Genomic DNA, 13154 nt, shown 5'->3' on the forward strand with positions numbered 1-13154 from the left:
CGTGGGGTACACGCGGATGAACAACATCGGCACCGCTGTCTTCACAGCGATGGGGCACGGTATTGCGTGGATGTTGCAGGCTGGTTGCAGGGCGATGCGGGGGACGGCCGTCCATCCCCTACCCTGGTCTGCTGGCTGAGCCGCCGGGAATTCTGGCGCGGATTATGCCCGCTCGGCGCAGTGGCCGGTAGGCTTGACGCTGTGCCGGATCTGGTCAGCGGCGCGCGCGGCCGAAGCTGCGCGCGCCGCCGGACGGGCTCAGGCGGCCGCCGAACGGCGTACGGCGGCCGCCGGTTCGGCCAGACGGAAGCGGCCCACGGTGTGCTGCAGGTCGGCCGCTTGCGCGTTCAACGCCCGTGCCGCGGCCGAGGCTTCTTCCACCAGCGCCGCGTTCTGCTGGGTCACCCCGTCCATCTGCACGATGCCCTGGTTGACCTGCTCGATGCCCGCGGCCTGCTCCTGGCTGGCGCTGGCGATTTCCTCGATCAACCCGCCCAGTTCATTCACCGAGGCCACCACCCGCTGCAGCGTCTGCCCGGCCTGGCGGGCCAGCTGGCTGCCTTCGGCCACCTGGGTGCTGGAGGCCTCGATCAGCCCCTTGATCTCGCGCGCGGCCTGGGCCGAACGCTGCGCCAGCGCGCGTACTTCGGAGGCGACCACGGCAAACCCGCGCCCCTCCTCCCCGGCCCGCGCCGCTTCGACCGCCGCGTTCAAGGCCAGGATGTTGGTCTGGAAAGCGATCCCGTCGATGACCGTGGTGATGTCGGCGATGCGCAGTGACGACACTTCGATGCCGGCCATGGTCTGCACCACCTGCGTTACCGCGGCGCCGCCCTGCGCGGCCACCTCGGCCGCCTCGGCGGCCAGCCGGTCGGCACGGCGGGCATGGTCCGCATTCTGCTTCACCGCCGCGGTCAGCTCCTCCAGCGAGGCGGCCGACTCTTCCAGGCTGGCCGCCTGCTGTTCGGTGCGACGCGACAGGTCTTCGTTGCCGGCGGCAATTTCCGCAGACGCCGTGGACACCGACACCGCCGCCTGCTGGATGTCACCGACGATAGCGGTCAGCTGCGCCACCGTCGCATTGGCGTCGTCACGCATGGTGGCGAACACGCCGTTGAACTGGCCGTCGATGCGCCCGCGCAGGTCACCCTCGGCCAGTGCGCGCAGCAGCCCCGACAGCGCCGCCAGGTTGTGGTCGGCAGTGACCATCAGGGTATTGAGGCCCTGCACCATCACGCGGAAGTCGTACTGGTAGGCGTCGGCGTCGCCGCGCACACTGAAATCACCGTCGGCCGCCGCCGCGACCAGCCGCTTGATCTCGCCGTTGATGGCCTGCAGGCGGCCGCGCACCCCATTGACCGCCTCGGTGATCCGCGCCTTCTCGCCGGGCAATACCTCCATCGCGTCGGACAGGTCGCCGTCGGCGTAGGCGCGAACCAGTTCGACCATGCGCATCTTGGTGCTGATGTGGGCATCGACCAGGGCATTGGTGCCGCTCACCATCGTGCCGAACTCGCCCTCGAAGCGGCCGGCATCGATGCGGTGGCTGATCGCACCGTCGGCATGGCGCTGGCTCATGTCGTTCTGCGCATCGATGATCTCGCGCAGCTTGCCTTGCATCTGCGCCAGCGCGCCCATCAGCTGCCCCACCTCGTCCTGGCGCTGGACCACGATCTGCCGGTCCAGGCGACCGGCAGCCACATCACGCGCCACCTGCCCGGCCTGCGCCAGCGGCACGCTCAGCATGCGCCGCACCACCACCAGCAGCGCCACGATCACCACCAGCAGGCCGAACCCAGACACCAGCGCGATGTGCAGCATCAGCGTATGCAGCACGCTCTGCAGCACCGACACCGGCTCCAGGCCCAGTACCGCCCACTTCCAGGGGCCATACGCCTGGGCCGACACGAAGTAGGCCTGCGCCGGGCCATCGGCCGCAGTGCGCAGGTGCAACGTAGCCTGCTCGGCCTGACCCGCCAGCAGCGCCTCCAGCGCGGGCAGGTCCGTCGCGTCCACCTGCGTGGCCAATAGCTCGCCCTCGGCCGACGGTGCGGCGATCAGGCTGCCGAAGCGCTCGCCGGGCCGGGTATCCACGGCCAGGAAATGACCCTGCTTGCCCAGCTGCGCGGTACGCAGGCGCGCCTTCAATGCGGCCAGACCGTCGGAGTAGTTCTGTCCCACGAACGCGATCCCCACCACCTCACCGCCCGCGTTGGTGATCGGCGTGTAGTGGGTCATGTAGTCCACCCCGAACAGCCGCGCCGGGCCGGTATAACGCCCGCCCTTCAGCAGCGAGGCGTAGGCCGGGTTGGCGTGGTCCAGCGCGGTGCCCAGCGCGCGGGCGCCCTCGGCGTTGCGCAGCGAGGTGGACACGCGTACGAAGTCGTCGCCTTCGCGCACGAACACGGTGGCCACGCCCCCGGTGGCGGCAGCGAAGCGGTCCACCGCCGATTCCTGCAGGTTGATCGCCTGCGTGCCCAGTCGCAGCGTCGGCACCTGGCGTTCGCCAACGGTAACCGGGGCGGCCGCATCCAGGCTGGCCTCGCCGTCGGGCAACAGCGCGCGGAAGGTGCCGGCCATGCGTTCAGTGCTGTCGCTGAGGCTGCGGTCGTACAGCTCGACCGAATCCCGCATCAACGCGGTGGACGACTGCAGGCCGGCCTGCACGCGCTGTTCGTAGCTGTGCGCAACCTGGCGGTAGATCAGCGCCGCCAGCAGGACGAAGGCAACGGCAGTGATCAGACCCATCAGCAGCGCGAGGCGCGCGCCGATGGAGGAAGAGAAAACGGTGGCGGCACGGGTCGTCATCGTTGGTACTCGGAAGGGAAAAAGTGTGGGATGTTCGTCACACTTCTTATCGGCACCCTTTTTGGTCCTCTTTACCTTTTCCGGGCTAGTCCTTTCGTACTAGGGCAAAACGCCAAGTCATTGTTTTTACTTGTATTGGATCGTGACAAGTCTTCACAAACCCCGAACTGCGTTCAGAAACGGGAGCGGCGGCCGAGAACGGAGCGCCGCGCGCGGACTGAAGGTCCCGCAGGCCAAGACCGCCTTGCCTCCGTCCTCCGCCCGCGTTGCGTTGTACACCTGCCAGCGCCGCCGCCCCTTGGCAGCGGCCCATTCACGGCGCTAGACTAGGTGCATCGCGAGGCAACGCCCACGCGGTCTGCACCATCCGTGGGGCCATAGCTCAGCTGGGAGAGCGCGTCGTTCGCATCGACGAGGTCAGGAGTTCGATCCTCCTTGGCTCCACCAATATTCAGCCCGATCGGGCACTCGAAAGGCCGGAACACCTGCAAGAACGGGGCTTCCGGCCTTTTTCGTTGTACCGCCGAGGACGAGCCGGCACGTTGCAGCTGGTGAGACCGTGGGGGCATATTTTGGGGCACCTGCTCTCTGCCCCCAAAACCGATGCCCCCACTCTCCGATCTCGCGATTCGGCGCGCCAAGCCGACCGGTAAAACCCAGAAGCTGTTCGACGGCGGCGGCCTCTACCTAGAGATCTCGCCCGCCGGCGGCCGCTGGTGGCGGATGAAATACCGCTTCGGCGGCAAGGAGAAGCGCCTGGCGCTGGGGGTGTATCCCGAGGTCACGCTGGCCTTGGCGCGAAACCGCAGAGAAGATGCCCGGCGACTGCTTGCGCAAGGGACGGACCCCGGCCAGCAGAAGAAGGACGCGGCAGCGGCAAAGGCCGGGCTGAACGCCTTGACGTTTGAGTCCATCGGCCGGGAATGGATGAAGGGCCGGATCTGGGCGCCGTCGTACCGGATCAAGGTTGAGGCTTGGATGGAGAACGACGTGTTCCCGTGGATCGGTTCGCGCCAGGCCGCTGAGCTCGAGGCTCCGGACTTCCTGTCGATCGCACGGCGGATGGAGCGCCGCGGCGCCATCGAGTCTGGGCACCGAGTCATCCAGAACTGCGGCCAGATCATGCGCTATGCCATCGCCTCGGGCATCGCCAAACGCAACCCAGTCGCCGACCTGCGCGGCGCACTGCAGCCCAAGCCGAAACGCCATTACGCGGCTTTGGCCGAGCCGAAGGAACTGGCACCCCTGCTGCGGGCCATCTACGCCTACCAGGGCCGACCGGTGACGCGCTGGGCACTGGCACTGGCCCCGCTCGTGTTCGTGAGGCCGGGGGAGTTGCGGCAGGCGGAATGGTCCGAGTTCGATCTGGACGCGGGCGTGTGGGTGATCCCTGCCGGCCGGATGAAGATGCGCGCCGAGCACATGGTTCCCCTGTCGCGGCAAGCGCTGGCGATCCTACGGGAGATCCGGCCGCTTACCTACCGGGAGCCTGCGGCGGGATCCATGGCGACGGCTGCTGGCCGATACGTCTTCTCCGGTCGCAACAGCGCCCACCGCCCGCTGAGCGAAAACACAGTGAACACGGCGCTTCGCCGAATGGGCTTCGAGAGTGACCAGATGACCGGGCACGGGTTCCGCGCCATCGCCCGTACCATCCTGGACGAGGTGCTGGGCTTCCGGCCGGACATCATCGAACACCAGCTGGCGCATGCCGTGCGAGATCCCAATGGCCGGGCCTACAATCGAACCACGCACCTGGGGCATTCGAAGAGCAGCAGGCCGCGAGGGCCCTGCCAGTAGAAGGACCGGCCGACGTGCGCATCGAGGAAGTCGATGATCTCGTTGATGCGCGCCTGCGAGCCGGTGAAGGTGAGCTGGTAACTGCGGGTGCGCGGGTTGAGTCCATCGGGCGCCACCTGCCGGTAGCCATCCCCGAATTGCACCCGGCGCACGGCAGCGTTGGCCGTGCCGCCGCCGGTGCTGGTCGGCTTCCAGATGAAGGTGTCGGTCATCGGCGGGCTCCCATCGCGTGGAGCGTGCCGCCAGGGCGCATGTCCTTCATCTGCAGCTCTCGGTACTTGCCCTCCACGAAACGACCCAGCTCCTGACCGAACTGCTGCATCAGCGAGGTATCTCCGTCGACGTCGGTAATCGCGTCCGGGACCTCTAGCTCTGGGGACTTGGCATCGAAGCGCGCGTTGCGCTGGCGCCGGGTTTCCCCGTTCTCATCGGCCATGTCGTAGCGGACCGCGATGTAGGTGGCGTCAGCCGCCCTCTTCGTCAGGCCCGCGAAAGAACGCGGCCCGGTCACTCAGGGCGATGTCGGCCTGTTCCGCTACCCAGGGCAGCTCCTTGAGCAGGGCGGTCAGGGTGTGCTGGTCAAACGCGGGCTTCTCGCCGTGGAAGGTCAGCTCCCCCTTCCACTCCCAGCCGCTGATGGATGCAGTGAGCATGCCCATGCGGGCGGCTTCCAGCTGCTCTGCCGTCACCTTGCCGCGGTAGGCCATGCGCTCGTTGGCCGACTTGCGAGCCGCTGCGCGCACCTGCGGGTGGCTGTCGGGCAGCAGGAGCAGCACCAGCCCCACCTCCTCCTCGTTGCCCGGGTGCAGGATTTCCAGGCGGCGCTCTGCCGCCACGATATTGGTCAGTTCCGTCATTGCGTTTGGTCTCACGGGTTGATGGCCTTGGAACATCGACCGACCGCCCCCATTTGCATGGGCGTCGGCATGGATGCCCCTGGAGGTCAGGCGGCAGCCGACCTATCAGGGGAAAAAAAGTGACTCAAGAAAAAAATGTTGCCCAAGTGGTGAAGTACGCGAGCAACCAGTTCTCGCTGCGCTTCAGGACGAGCGAGGACTACGACCACGCCGTGCATATCAACAACGAGAACTACCACCTGCCGGTAGCAACGGAGAACGTGTCGCCGCTCGAAATTGTTTTCGATACGAGCGTTGATTTGGAGACTTTGGTCCGCCACTTCGAGCTTAGCTTCAAGCTGGAGATCTGACCCTGCAGAGCTCGGCCGGGCTTCATCAGTACGGCCGAGCTCTGTAAATCACGGGGCGACGGGGGCCGGCACCACGATCGGCACCTGGTTCAGGCCCAGCACGTAGGTGTTGAGCACGAAGTCCTCGTTGCGGCCGCCGGGGGTGTTCGGGCCGGCCACCAGGCCACGCAGATACTCGACGGAGCCGTCGGCGCGCTCCACCTTGAAGGCGTAGGCGTCCGCGACATTCGGGGCACCAGCAGCACGCATCGCCACCTGGCCGGGGTCGGTCAGGTCTTCGGCCACTTCCACCGGCGGGTCGCCGGCGTTGGTGATGCCCTTGCCCTTCAGGGCGACCAAGGTGTCCCAGGTGTCATAGGTGACGATGTTGGTGTTGATGCCCCGCTCGCCGACGCTGCCAACCTTCTTGACCTGCACGTACTGCAAGGCCTTGAACTGGGTCTCCGTCAGCTCTTCGTTCTTTGGGGTAACGCAGATGTAGAGTTTGGAACCTGCGTTGGTTTTCGCTTCAGCGGCCATAGCCGTATCTCCTCGCGATGGGCGTAAAAAACCCGCCACGGGGCGGGGTCTTGGGGAACAAAAAAGGCCCGCTGCTGGGCGGGCCTGCTTTTCTCAATCTGATCAGCGATTACTCGGAGCCATCGCCGATATAGGTGCCGTCTGGGCAAATCAGGGGCTTGCCACCTACGAAGGTTCCGTCCGGCGCTATCGTAGGGCGACCGGCAACGTAAGTGCCATCCGGGGCAATCCGAGGCTGGCCAGCGACGTAGGTGCCATCTGGCGCGATCTGAATTCGTCCTTCCCCCACATAAGTTCCGTCCGGAGCAATCTGGGGTTGTCCGAAGACATACGTTCCATCAGGGGCAATGCGAACGCTCATGGTTTCTTCCTTTCTTCCTTGGGGATGGGATATCTACTTCGCGCCAGGACTGAGCTTTGCCGCGACCAACTGCATGGCCTGAGGCCGAGTGAATCCTACCTCCACATAGGCCAAATACTCGGCCCGGACGAAGCGCGCTTGCTCGGCGCAGAACTCGTCCAGTAGCTGCCGGTTTCGCTTCATGCGGGTGATCGCGTCACGCATGGCCTGCAGCTCACCCTCGTTGGGTGTCTCGCTGCTGCTGACCAAGTGCAGGTTGGGCGGCTTGGGGCTCATCGCGGCGAGAAGCGTTTGCGTGGACCGTCGGGACCAGCATCAGGCCGCGGAATGCTCCCAACTTGCTGCCTCAGCCCATCGACCATGTCATCAATGATCTTCTTTTGTTCACCCAGTTGCCGATCGAACTCTTCTGCCTGCTCCCTGAGATCCTTGATGCGTGCTTCGACCCGTTTGCGTTCGTCAATAGAGAGATTCTCGCGGAGCTTCTCCTCTAGGTCGTCAATCTCCTCGAGAGTTTTCTCTAGCTCGCGTTTCATTTCCTCCCGCTTCCGAGCTTCAGAAATCGCAGCAACAAGCCACCTGATGGCCTCCGCTATTGCGTTCGCAACGTCGGCAGGCATCTCCTTGCCTTCATAAGCATCGATCAAATCCTTAATTGCCCGCCATACATCTAAAAGGCCTGATCGGTCCTCTTTCAGCACCCCGGTGGGCCACGCCTTGTCGAGATCTTTTTGCAATGTGCTCATCGTCCAATCCATTGACTTAGATGAGCCTGAGCCTAGCACTTTCCTAAGAGCAAAATCCCCTCCATGGGATCGTGACCGGGTGCATGACCCGCTCCGGATCCTGGATGATCCTGGAGGTCCAGGGCTTCCGCTCCACCCTCATGCCGGCAAAGGTGGTGCCCTTGGCGAAGGCGGCGATGATCTGGTCCGTGATCGCGGTTCCCACCATGATCCCCTGCCCCGGCCGATAGCAGGCCGACAGCTGGCCGAACCCCTGCATCAGGAACGGGCCATCGTCCTCGATGCCGTAGTTCTCGGTCCGATTCGGGAACCACTGCAGCTCCAGCCAGCGGGCACCGTTGCCGGTGGGCGGCGTGAATCCCTGCCCCGGGTAGGAGCAGGCCTGGAAGCTGGGCCCGAACAGGGCGTACATGGCGCGCTCGTTCTTGCCGGGTAGCGGGATTCCCTGGTGGTGCCAGTCGCCCATGGCGACCACGGCGTGCTGGCCGATCTGCTTCTGGCCATGCAGGTCGCCGACGTTCCGGTGGTGGATCCGGACCCGGCCGCAGCCGATGCCACGCTGAAGCCCGGCGGCGAACCGCCAGCGGCAGACCACGCAACCGAGCGCGCGAGCAGCGTCCTGGTAGGCCTGTTCGGACCTGGTAGCGGCCTTTATCGCGCGGCGCATCAGCCGTTCCCCCTGCCTGAGCATTGCAAGCGGGGGCGGGCACGGTACATGCTCCGCCAAAGCCGCCCGAGAGAGCCATGAACAGGACGATCATCATCGAAGCCGCTGCCAAGGCAGCCGATGGGTTGGATACCATCCAACTCATATCCACCATCGTGATCGGGGTCGCTGCCATCGGCGTCCCCGCTGCCTTTGCCGTTATGGACAGAAGGTCCAAGGCCGCAGACGTGAAGCTGCGGGCGCGTAGCTTTGCACTGGCGTGGTATGACGAGGTCACCCACCTGAGGGACTACCTGGCCAAGAACGTAAGGGAGAACCCGAAGGGCCTGCAGGTCCAGTCGCACGCGGCGATTCAAGAGGCGTTGCTGGGAGCTAAGGAGTCGAGGATTCCTGTAGCTGACCTCTACCTTCTTGGGGAAGCCGCGGAGCCGTTGCAGCGCGCGTTCTCGTTGATCAGAATGGCTCAGTTTTACGACCTGCGGAGGGCGACCTTTGCCCAGCAGGGAAAGAACATCGACGAGCTCGACTCCGCGCAATCCCAACAGTTGGCGTTCGCCAGTGACGAGATCGGTCGCGCTTTGGAGAAGATCCATGCTCTTCTCAAATAGATGCCAAGTCATGGGGACACCTGCGGCTTCTGGATGATCAACTCGACCGCCTCGCGGCTCTCTGCGGCCAGGCCGCCGAACACTTCACGGCGCAGCCAGCCGATCCAACCGCCATCGCCGGTACCGCCGTCCCACAGCTCGTTCCAGCGGCCCTCGTCCATGTCAGCGAAGTTCAGCGATTCCGCCTCGGTGCGGGTGAGCTTGCCGATGCCCGGCAGGTCGTATTCGACGGCCTTGCAGCCGATGCCGGACTCTTCCTGCAGCTTCTTCAGCGCGTCGTGTTGGGACAGGCCGGTGAACGCCTCAACGTTGTCGGCCAGCCAGCCGGCCAAGACGTGGGCCTTGCGGTAGAACTTCGGGTTCCGGTCCTGGCGCAGCGTCGCGCGCAGCAGTCGGCCCGTGCCGAACTTGCGCTCGCGCAAGGACCGCTGGTCCACCGGATGTGCCGGCACCAGCGCGCCGATCATCTCGCCGGTATCGGGGTCCACCAGCTTGCGCACCTCCAAGTTCACGTCCCGGGTGCGCAGCTTCTTCTTGGCCTTGGCCAGGGCAGTCGTGTTCATTCGTCGTCTCCTACGGCCATGTCACGGCTGCTACGGCGCCGCCCGCGCGGCCTCGGCAGGTCGAAGTCGTCCTGTCCGCCGGCGGATGCCGCGGCGGCCTTGACGGTGTAGTTCGGACGCGGCCCGGTGTAATCATCGAAGGAGCTGCACTGCACCGGCATCGACAAGAAGGGCATCAGCCGCCGGCAGGTGGTCGAGGGTGGCGCAGAGCGGCGCAAGGCAGCAAAGGCGGGCAAGCCATGAGCACCCTACGCAACAACATGGCGGGCGCCGATCCCCAACAGCCCCTGTCCACTATCGCGGCGCAGGGTGAGCACCACGCTCTGGCCACGGCCTTCCTTGAGCAGGCCAACGGCGGCTTCTACGAGGGCGGCGGGCGCGATGCGCGCGTTCCGGTCAGCACTATCACCGCCACCGGCAGCCAGCAGCAGTTGGTAACCGCAGACCTGGCCCAGCTGTCACCGGAGCATCAGGAAGGCGCGCTGCGAGTTGCCGCGTTCCTGGTGAAGTACTACGGCAGCGGCATCGCGGTGGACCCACGTGACCCGCTGGACACGGTCACCACCAAGGACCGGCTGGCGCTGGTCACGGTGGTGATCAAGGGAGCGCCCTACGTCATCGTGGATATCGGCCTGCGCATGCTCAAGCCGCACGAGCTGTACCGGGCCCAAGGTTTCCCTGTCGGCTACATCATCGACCGCACCGCCAACGGCATGCCGCTCACCACCAGCGCCGCGGTGCGCATGGTCGGCAACAGCGTCAGTCCGCCGCCGCTGCGTGCCCTGGCCAAGGCAAACCTAGATCCGGTGACCGTGCCGATGGGGGTGGCGGCGTGATCGTTTACTACTCACTGAGATTCAAGCACGAACTTACTGTAATCCCACTCGGCTTCGCCCGTGAACTTACGCAGTGCATTTGCCGTGGGTATCGCCCATTTAGACATCTCAACCAAGTACTTCTGTTGCGCCCAGATCTCGGAAGGATTCCCAGTGAATCGCCTGAGCTCCCCATGACCCATCCCGATCTGTATGGCTTGAATTTGCTCCGCCAACCGGTATGCCATGTCGTTGAGAGTGCGATTAAAGCCAACAAGCGTAGCGAGAGAGCCCCCGAGTTCTTCAGGAAGCTTATGAATTCTGTCCTCCACGCGCTCAACGCCAGGAAGCATCGACTTCACCCCATCTTTAAGCGCGGAATCCAACCCGCTCCACACCTCGTGTGTCGACCCTGGATCAAGCCAGCCTCTCGGCATTTCGAGCTCGTGGTACATGATGAAAATGTTCTGGGGCAGCTCGGAAACCTCATGAACCAAGAGCCGACCAAGAATACGAGCGTCAGCGACTCGCGTTGCCACCGCGTCTTTATGCTGCCGCTCAGCGATCTTCTTTGCCTGCTCCGCGATCTTCGTTGCTCGAGCAGAAGTCCTCTGTGCAAGGCATGCGACGAACACTGTTGCGACCGCCGCTGCAACGCCTACGACGACCGACACCCAATCGGCCAAGTTTCCAATGTCGTCCGCAAGCGGACAGAACTCGATTGCCATAACCCCTCCCTGTTGGAGCCGATTCTGCCATGACTCAGCGACACATCAGCCACCCCGAGGGGCTGCCGGCCTGCGCCGCCGGACACAACGCACGCCAATTCCGCAACCAGCTGCACGTCATGGCCACCACCGTGGTACCGAACTTCTGCGACCTGGCCGCTGGCCTGCAGGCCGACGTGCAGGCGCTCATCGATGATCATAGCGGCACTTATCCGGAAGAGAGATTGTGAATACAGGTGCAGTGCTTAGCTCAACCGGCTCGGGGTGCCCAGAGCGCTGCAAGCTGAAGAACGAACGACCCAAAAAGCAGCCCGAGAGCCAGTTTGCTCATGACCAAGTACCGGAACTTGAACCACAGAACCGCGCGTCGCCGCTTGGGATGATCGAGCGGGACACTGACCCCGGGGCTACTGACGTACCCTTCCTTGGTGATTTGCCAGCCTGCGCTGCCCCAGAAGAAAAGCAGCACGGCGCTCACCAGACCTGCAACCTGCCCGGCGATGGTGAGCTGCCTGGCGTCGAGCCCAATTTGAGCGATGAGCGGAGCGATCTGCATGCGAGCGGTTCTAAGGTGACGGGTTGTCCGGATGCTGCATCCGGATCCACCAAGATTCAAGCTTCGCGCAACCACGTCGCGTCTGGTCTCGTGATCGACTTCGGCGACGCCGTCCAGCGCACCGGCCACAACCTGGCCAGCATGAGCGGGGTCGACCTGCAGTCGGCCGGCCCCGCCACCGTCCGCGCATGGGAGGCGCGGGGCTTGGCGCTGCACCAACTCGCCGCCGGCAACATGGCCGAGGCGCTGAAGGTCATGGAGGCTGCCCGACCGGCCGACCGCCGTTCCTCTACCCCTGCAACGAATCAGCCGCGCACCGCGGCGAAGGAGACAAGATGAGCAGTACCACCGAGCGCCGTACGCCCAACCTGCTCCGCCTGAAGGAGGTCACCGCCCGCACCGGGCTTTCCAAAAAACACCATCTACGACCGGATGCGGAAAAAAGAGTTTCCTGCGCAAATCGACCTCGGCGGCAACTGCGTGGCCTGGTCCGAGGACGAAATCGACCGGTGGATTCAAGCCAAGATGGACGCCCGGCAGGTCAATGAGGAGGGATTGCCGAAGGCAGCGTGAGGTGGGGGCATATGTGGGGGCACCGGCGGGGCGAGATGCAGCGAAACCCCACTGCCGCAAGGAATTCCGGTCCAATCGGGATTCCCCTTGGCTCCACCACTTATTCAGCCCGACAGGGCTTCGAAGGCCGGAATACCTGCAAAAACAGGGCTTCCGGCCTTTTTCGTTGGACCAGCCCCTCACCGGCAGACTCCAGTTCACCCCCGAGTGAGACCCGCAGCCCCATCCCGTCCGGTGCCGTCCAGAACCTGCCGATACCGGTGCGCTTGTCGAGAAACATGACGTCGAAGGAGCAGGTCACGCGATCATCCATCGCGCTTTGACACTCGAAGAAGCGGCGCAGAAGGTCAAGATGGTGCGTATCGAACGCGCGGGTGTTGCTGAAGAACAGGGCCGGTCTCAAGCAGCCGTTGAACGCGTTGCATGCGGTCCGGTCCGGTGATCGCTGTTCCTGCATCGAGAAGCACGTACTGATCGGGTCTACGGTTTCCAACCGGATCCTGTGCTCGCCGATGTACACGCCATGCATCTGGAACCCATCAGATGCGGGCAATGTAAAGAAGATGTTCCCTACACACTCACCAGGCGGACTACCTGCGCGAATACGCGCGGCCTTTGCCTCCCTGGCGATCTGCAGCACATCCACACGCGCATTCTGGCGCTCATGGAGCAGAAACAGGCGCAGGAAAACCACCATCAGCAGGACGTCGCCGGAGCCCGCAATAGCACCGTGCTTCCAGGAATAGATTTTCTGATAATTGCGAATAATCACCTGTTCTGTCGCATTTGACCCCCGTGACAGCACGGCGCAATGATCCCCGGCAAGGATCAGATGGTCTTGCACATCGGCCGCAATAATCAGCGTCATGGCAGACAAGACTCCACGCACAGCGCATCGCAAGTAAAGGAACTACGTCATGCCGGGAAACTTCATCATCAAGGCCAGCCAGCATCCGTTTCTGGCCGGCGAACGGCTGCCCGCGCAGCTTGCATCGCTGCCGGACAACCGGGCAGCTCTGTTCGATGAAGCCTTCGTTCTGAAGGACAAGACAACCGGCGAGCCGTTACCCAATATTGCCTATCGCATCCTGCTTGAAGATGGAAACGTTCTATCTGGCGTTACCGATAGGCTCGGCCTCACGCATGTCGTGAACTCCGCCGCCGCCCAAGCGCTATCGCTGCAATTGCAGGAGAGCTGACGTC

Annotated in this window: 21 protein-coding genes and 1 tRNA gene; 9 read left to right on the plus strand and 13 right to left on the minus strand. The window is 64.1% G+C overall.

Annotation, left to right across the window (positions count from 1 at the left end; translation table 11 throughout):
- Positions 1 to 258: 258 nt before the first annotated feature.
- Positions 259 to 2808 (minus strand): Cache 3/Cache 2 fusion domain-containing protein, encoded by a 2550-nt coding sequence (locus GQ674_RS12320; protein ID WP_159497313.1) that lies wholly within the window; start codon positions 2806 to 2808, stop codon positions 259 to 261.
- A 371-nt stretch (positions 2809 to 3179) separates the two neighbouring features.
- On the opposite strand from GQ674_RS12320, the gene GQ674_RS12325 reads away from it, so the two are divergent.
- A tRNA-Ala gene (locus GQ674_RS12325) sits at positions 3180 to 3255 on the plus strand.
- Between the two features lie 156 nt (positions 3256 to 3411).
- Positions 3412 to 4608: an integrase arm-type DNA-binding domain-containing protein gene (locus GQ674_RS12330; RefSeq protein ID WP_159497314.1), complete on the plus strand. Its 1197-nt coding sequence runs from the start codon at positions 3412 to 3414 to the stop codon at positions 4606 to 4608.
- Here the strand turns inward: GQ674_RS12330 and GQ674_RS12335 are convergent.
- From GQ674_RS12335 to GQ674_RS12345, 3 genes are read right to left on the minus strand one after another with little or no spacing between them, the layout of a single operon-like run.
- Complete coding sequence (locus GQ674_RS12335) at positions 4545 to 4820, minus strand: phage tail protein (RefSeq protein WP_159497315.1); 276 nt, start codon at positions 4818 to 4820, stop codon at positions 4545 to 4547. The genes GQ674_RS12330 and GQ674_RS12335 overlap by 64 nt on opposite strands.
- Positions 4817 to 5044, minus strand: coding sequence for a hypothetical protein (locus GQ674_RS12340; protein WP_159497316.1), 228 nt, complete (start codon positions 5042 to 5044; stop codon positions 4817 to 4819). The genes GQ674_RS12335 and GQ674_RS12340 overlap by 4 nt, the downstream gene beginning before the upstream one ends.
- Before the next feature lie 28 nt (positions 5045 to 5072).
- A complete protein-coding gene (locus GQ674_RS12345; RefSeq protein WP_159497317.1) occupies positions 5073 to 5465 on the minus strand; it encodes a hypothetical protein in 393 nt (130 codons plus the stop codon).
- A gap of 119 nt (positions 5466 to 5584) precedes the next feature.
- On the opposite strand from GQ674_RS12345, the gene GQ674_RS12350 reads away from it, so the two are divergent.
- The gene (locus GQ674_RS12350) at positions 5585 to 5815 is read left to right on the plus strand and encodes a hypothetical protein (protein WP_159497318.1); all 231 of its coding nucleotides are present in this window, start codon (positions 5585 to 5587) and stop codon (positions 5813 to 5815) included.
- 48 nt (positions 5816 to 5863) lie between these two features.
- Here GQ674_RS12350 and GQ674_RS12355 read toward each other — a convergent pair whose 3' ends face one another.
- From GQ674_RS12355 to GQ674_RS21620, 5 genes are all read right to left on the minus strand, one after another.
- Positions 5864 to 6334, minus strand: a complete 471-nt coding sequence (locus GQ674_RS12355) for a hypothetical protein (protein WP_159497319.1) — start codon at positions 6332 to 6334, stop codon at positions 5864 to 5866.
- Positions 6335 to 6443: 109 nt separating this feature from the next.
- Complete coding sequence (locus tag GQ674_RS12360) at positions 6444 to 6695, minus strand: hypothetical protein (RefSeq protein WP_159497320.1); 252 nt, start codon at positions 6693 to 6695, stop codon at positions 6444 to 6446.
- 33 nt (positions 6696 to 6728) lie between these two features.
- Positions 6729 to 6971 (minus strand): hypothetical protein, encoded by a 243-nt coding sequence (locus GQ674_RS12365; RefSeq protein WP_159497321.1) that lies wholly within the window; start codon positions 6969 to 6971, stop codon positions 6729 to 6731.
- Positions 6968 to 7441 carry a hypothetical protein gene (locus tag GQ674_RS12370; protein WP_159497322.1) on the minus strand — a complete coding sequence of 158 codons (474 nt, stop codon included), beginning with the start codon at positions 7439 to 7441 and terminating at the stop codon, positions 6968 to 6970. The genes GQ674_RS12365 and GQ674_RS12370 overlap by 4 nt, the downstream gene beginning before the upstream one ends.
- A gap of 43 nt (positions 7442 to 7484) precedes the next feature.
- A complete protein-coding gene (locus GQ674_RS21620) occupies positions 7485 to 8108 on the minus strand; it encodes a phage tail terminator-like protein (protein ID WP_236546071.1) in 624 nt (207 codons plus the stop codon).
- Positions 8109 to 8185: 77 nt separating this feature from the next.
- Between GQ674_RS21620 and GQ674_RS12380 the strand changes: the two genes are divergently transcribed.
- Positions 8186 to 8716: a hypothetical protein gene (locus tag GQ674_RS12380; protein ID WP_159497323.1), complete on the plus strand. Its 531-nt coding sequence runs from the start codon at positions 8186 to 8188 to the stop codon at positions 8714 to 8716.
- Positions 8717 to 8724: 8 nt separating this feature from the next.
- On the opposite strand, the gene GQ674_RS12385 is transcribed toward GQ674_RS12380, so the two are convergent.
- Both GQ674_RS12385 and GQ674_RS12390 read right to left on the minus strand, forming a co-directional pair.
- Positions 8725 to 9279 carry a hypothetical protein gene (locus GQ674_RS12385; RefSeq protein WP_159497324.1) on the minus strand — a complete coding sequence of 185 codons (555 nt, stop codon included), beginning with the start codon at positions 9277 to 9279 and terminating at the stop codon, positions 8725 to 8727.
- Entirely contained in the window at positions 9276 to 9455 is a 180-nt protein-coding gene (locus GQ674_RS12390; RefSeq protein WP_159497325.1) for a hypothetical protein, read from the minus strand. Before GQ674_RS12390 ends, GQ674_RS12385 begins: the two co-directional genes overlap by 4 nt.
- A gap of 63 nt (positions 9456 to 9518) precedes the next feature.
- Between GQ674_RS12390 and GQ674_RS12395 the strand changes: the two genes are divergently transcribed.
- Positions 9519 to 10115, plus strand: coding sequence for a DNA cytosine methyltransferase (locus GQ674_RS12395; RefSeq protein WP_236546072.1), 597 nt, complete (start codon positions 9519 to 9521; stop codon positions 10113 to 10115).
- A gap of 11 nt (positions 10116 to 10126) precedes the next feature.
- On the opposite strand, the gene GQ674_RS12400 is transcribed toward GQ674_RS12395, so the two are convergent.
- On the minus strand, positions 10127 to 10822 hold the full coding sequence (locus tag GQ674_RS12400) for a hypothetical protein (RefSeq protein ID WP_159497326.1): 696 nt from the start codon (positions 10820 to 10822) through the stop codon (positions 10127 to 10129).
- Positions 10823 to 10851: 29 nt separating this feature from the next.
- Here GQ674_RS12400 and GQ674_RS12405 point away from each other — a divergent pair, with 29 nt between their 5' ends.
- The 3 genes from GQ674_RS12405 to GQ674_RS21625 all read left to right on the plus strand — a co-directional run bounded on the left by GQ674_RS12405 (position 10852) and on the right by GQ674_RS21625 (position 11951).
- Positions 10852 to 11052, plus strand: a complete 201-nt coding sequence (locus GQ674_RS12405; RefSeq protein WP_159497327.1) for a hypothetical protein — start codon at positions 10852 to 10854, stop codon at positions 11050 to 11052.
- Entirely contained in the window at positions 11049 to 11717 is a 669-nt protein-coding gene (locus tag GQ674_RS12410) for a hypothetical protein (RefSeq protein ID WP_159497328.1), read from the plus strand. Before GQ674_RS12405 ends, GQ674_RS12410 begins: the two co-directional genes overlap by 4 nt.
- 93 nt (positions 11718 to 11810) lie before the next feature.
- The gene (locus GQ674_RS21625; protein WP_236546073.1) at positions 11811 to 11951 is read left to right on the plus strand and encodes an AlpA family phage regulatory protein; all 141 of its coding nucleotides are present in this window, start codon (positions 11811 to 11813) and stop codon (positions 11949 to 11951) included.
- A gap of 100 nt (positions 11952 to 12051) precedes the next feature.
- Here the strand turns inward: GQ674_RS21625 and GQ674_RS12420 are convergent, their stop codons facing one another.
- The gene (locus GQ674_RS12420; protein WP_159497329.1) at positions 12052 to 12819 is read right to left on the minus strand and encodes a hypothetical protein; all 768 of its coding nucleotides are present in this window, start codon (positions 12817 to 12819) and stop codon (positions 12052 to 12054) included.
- 49 nt (positions 12820 to 12868) lie between these two features.
- On the opposite strand from GQ674_RS12420, the gene GQ674_RS12425 reads away from it, so the two are divergent.
- On the plus strand, positions 12869 to 13150 hold the full coding sequence (locus GQ674_RS12425) for a hypothetical protein (RefSeq protein WP_159497330.1): 282 nt from the start codon (positions 12869 to 12871) through the stop codon (positions 13148 to 13150).
- Positions 13151 to 13154: the final 4 nt, after the last annotated feature.

Origin of the sequence: Stenotrophomonas sp. 364, assembly GCF_009832905.1 — a bacterium.
Lineage (GTDB): Bacteria > Pseudomonadota > Gammaproteobacteria > Xanthomonadales > Xanthomonadaceae > Stenotrophomonas > Stenotrophomonas maltophilia_AP.

What these genes read in the sequence shown, in the direction of transcription:
- GQ674_RS21620 (WP_236546071.1), bottom strand. Translation starts at nt 8,108, where the DNA reads ATGCGCCGCGCGATAAAGGCCGCTACCAGGTCCGAACAGGCCTACCAG.
- GQ674_RS21625 (WP_236546073.1), top strand. Translation starts at nt 11,811, where the DNA reads ATGCGGAAAAAAGAGTTTCCTGCGCAAATCGACCTCGGCGGCAACTGC.
- GQ674_RS12370 (WP_159497322.1), bottom strand. Translation starts at nt 7,441, where the DNA reads ATGAGCACATTGCAAAAAGATCTCGACAAGGCGTGGCCCACCGGGGTG.
- GQ674_RS12390 (WP_159497325.1), bottom strand. Translation starts at nt 9,455, where the DNA reads ATGCCCTTCTTGTCGATGCCGGTGCAGTGCAGCTCCTTCGATGATTAC.
- GQ674_RS12365 (WP_159497321.1), bottom strand. Translation starts at nt 6,971, where the DNA reads ATGAGCCCCAAGCCGCCCAACCTGCACTTGGTCAGCAGCAGCGAGACA.
- GQ674_RS12405 (WP_159497327.1), top strand. Translation starts at nt 10,852, where the DNA reads ATGACTCAGCGACACATCAGCCACCCCGAGGGGCTGCCGGCCTGCGCC.
- GQ674_RS12330 (WP_159497314.1), top strand. Translation starts at nt 3,412, where the DNA reads ATGCCCCCACTCTCCGATCTCGCGATTCGGCGCGCCAAGCCGACCGGT.
- GQ674_RS12400 (WP_159497326.1), bottom strand. Translation starts at nt 10,822, where the DNA reads ATGGCAATCGAGTTCTGTCCGCTTGCGGACGACATTGGAAACTTGGCC.
- GQ674_RS12320 (WP_159497313.1), bottom strand. Translation starts at nt 2,808, where the DNA reads ATGACGACCCGTGCCGCCACCGTTTTCTCTTCCTCCATCGGCGCGCGC.
- GQ674_RS12395 (WP_236546072.1), top strand. Translation starts at nt 9,519, where the DNA reads ATGAGCACCCTACGCAACAACATGGCGGGCGCCGATCCCCAACAGCCC.
- GQ674_RS12345 (WP_159497317.1), bottom strand. Translation starts at nt 5,465, where the DNA reads ATGACGGAACTGACCAATATCGTGGCGGCAGAGCGCCGCCTGGAAATC.
- GQ674_RS12380 (WP_159497323.1), top strand. Translation starts at nt 8,186, where the DNA reads ATGAACAGGACGATCATCATCGAAGCCGCTGCCAAGGCAGCCGATGGG.
- GQ674_RS12420 (WP_159497329.1), bottom strand. Translation starts at nt 12,819, where the DNA reads ATGACGCTGATTATTGCGGCCGATGTGCAAGACCATCTGATCCTTGCC.
- GQ674_RS12355 (WP_159497319.1), bottom strand. Translation starts at nt 6,334, where the DNA reads ATGGCCGCTGAAGCGAAAACCAACGCAGGTTCCAAACTCTACATCTGC.
- GQ674_RS12340 (WP_159497316.1), bottom strand. Translation starts at nt 5,044, where the DNA reads ATGGCCGATGAGAACGGGGAAACCCGGCGCCAGCGCAACGCGCGCTTC.
- GQ674_RS12425 (WP_159497330.1), top strand. Translation starts at nt 12,869, where the DNA reads ATGCCGGGAAACTTCATCATCAAGGCCAGCCAGCATCCGTTTCTGGCC.
- GQ674_RS12360 (WP_159497320.1), bottom strand. Translation starts at nt 6,695, where the DNA reads ATGAGCGTTCGCATTGCCCCTGATGGAACGTATGTCTTCGGACAACCC.
- GQ674_RS12335 (WP_159497315.1), bottom strand. Translation starts at nt 4,820, where the DNA reads ATGACCGACACCTTCATCTGGAAGCCGACCAGCACCGGCGGCGGCACG.
- GQ674_RS12385 (WP_159497324.1), bottom strand. Translation starts at nt 9,279, where the DNA reads ATGAACACGACTGCCCTGGCCAAGGCCAAGAAGAAGCTGCGCACCCGG.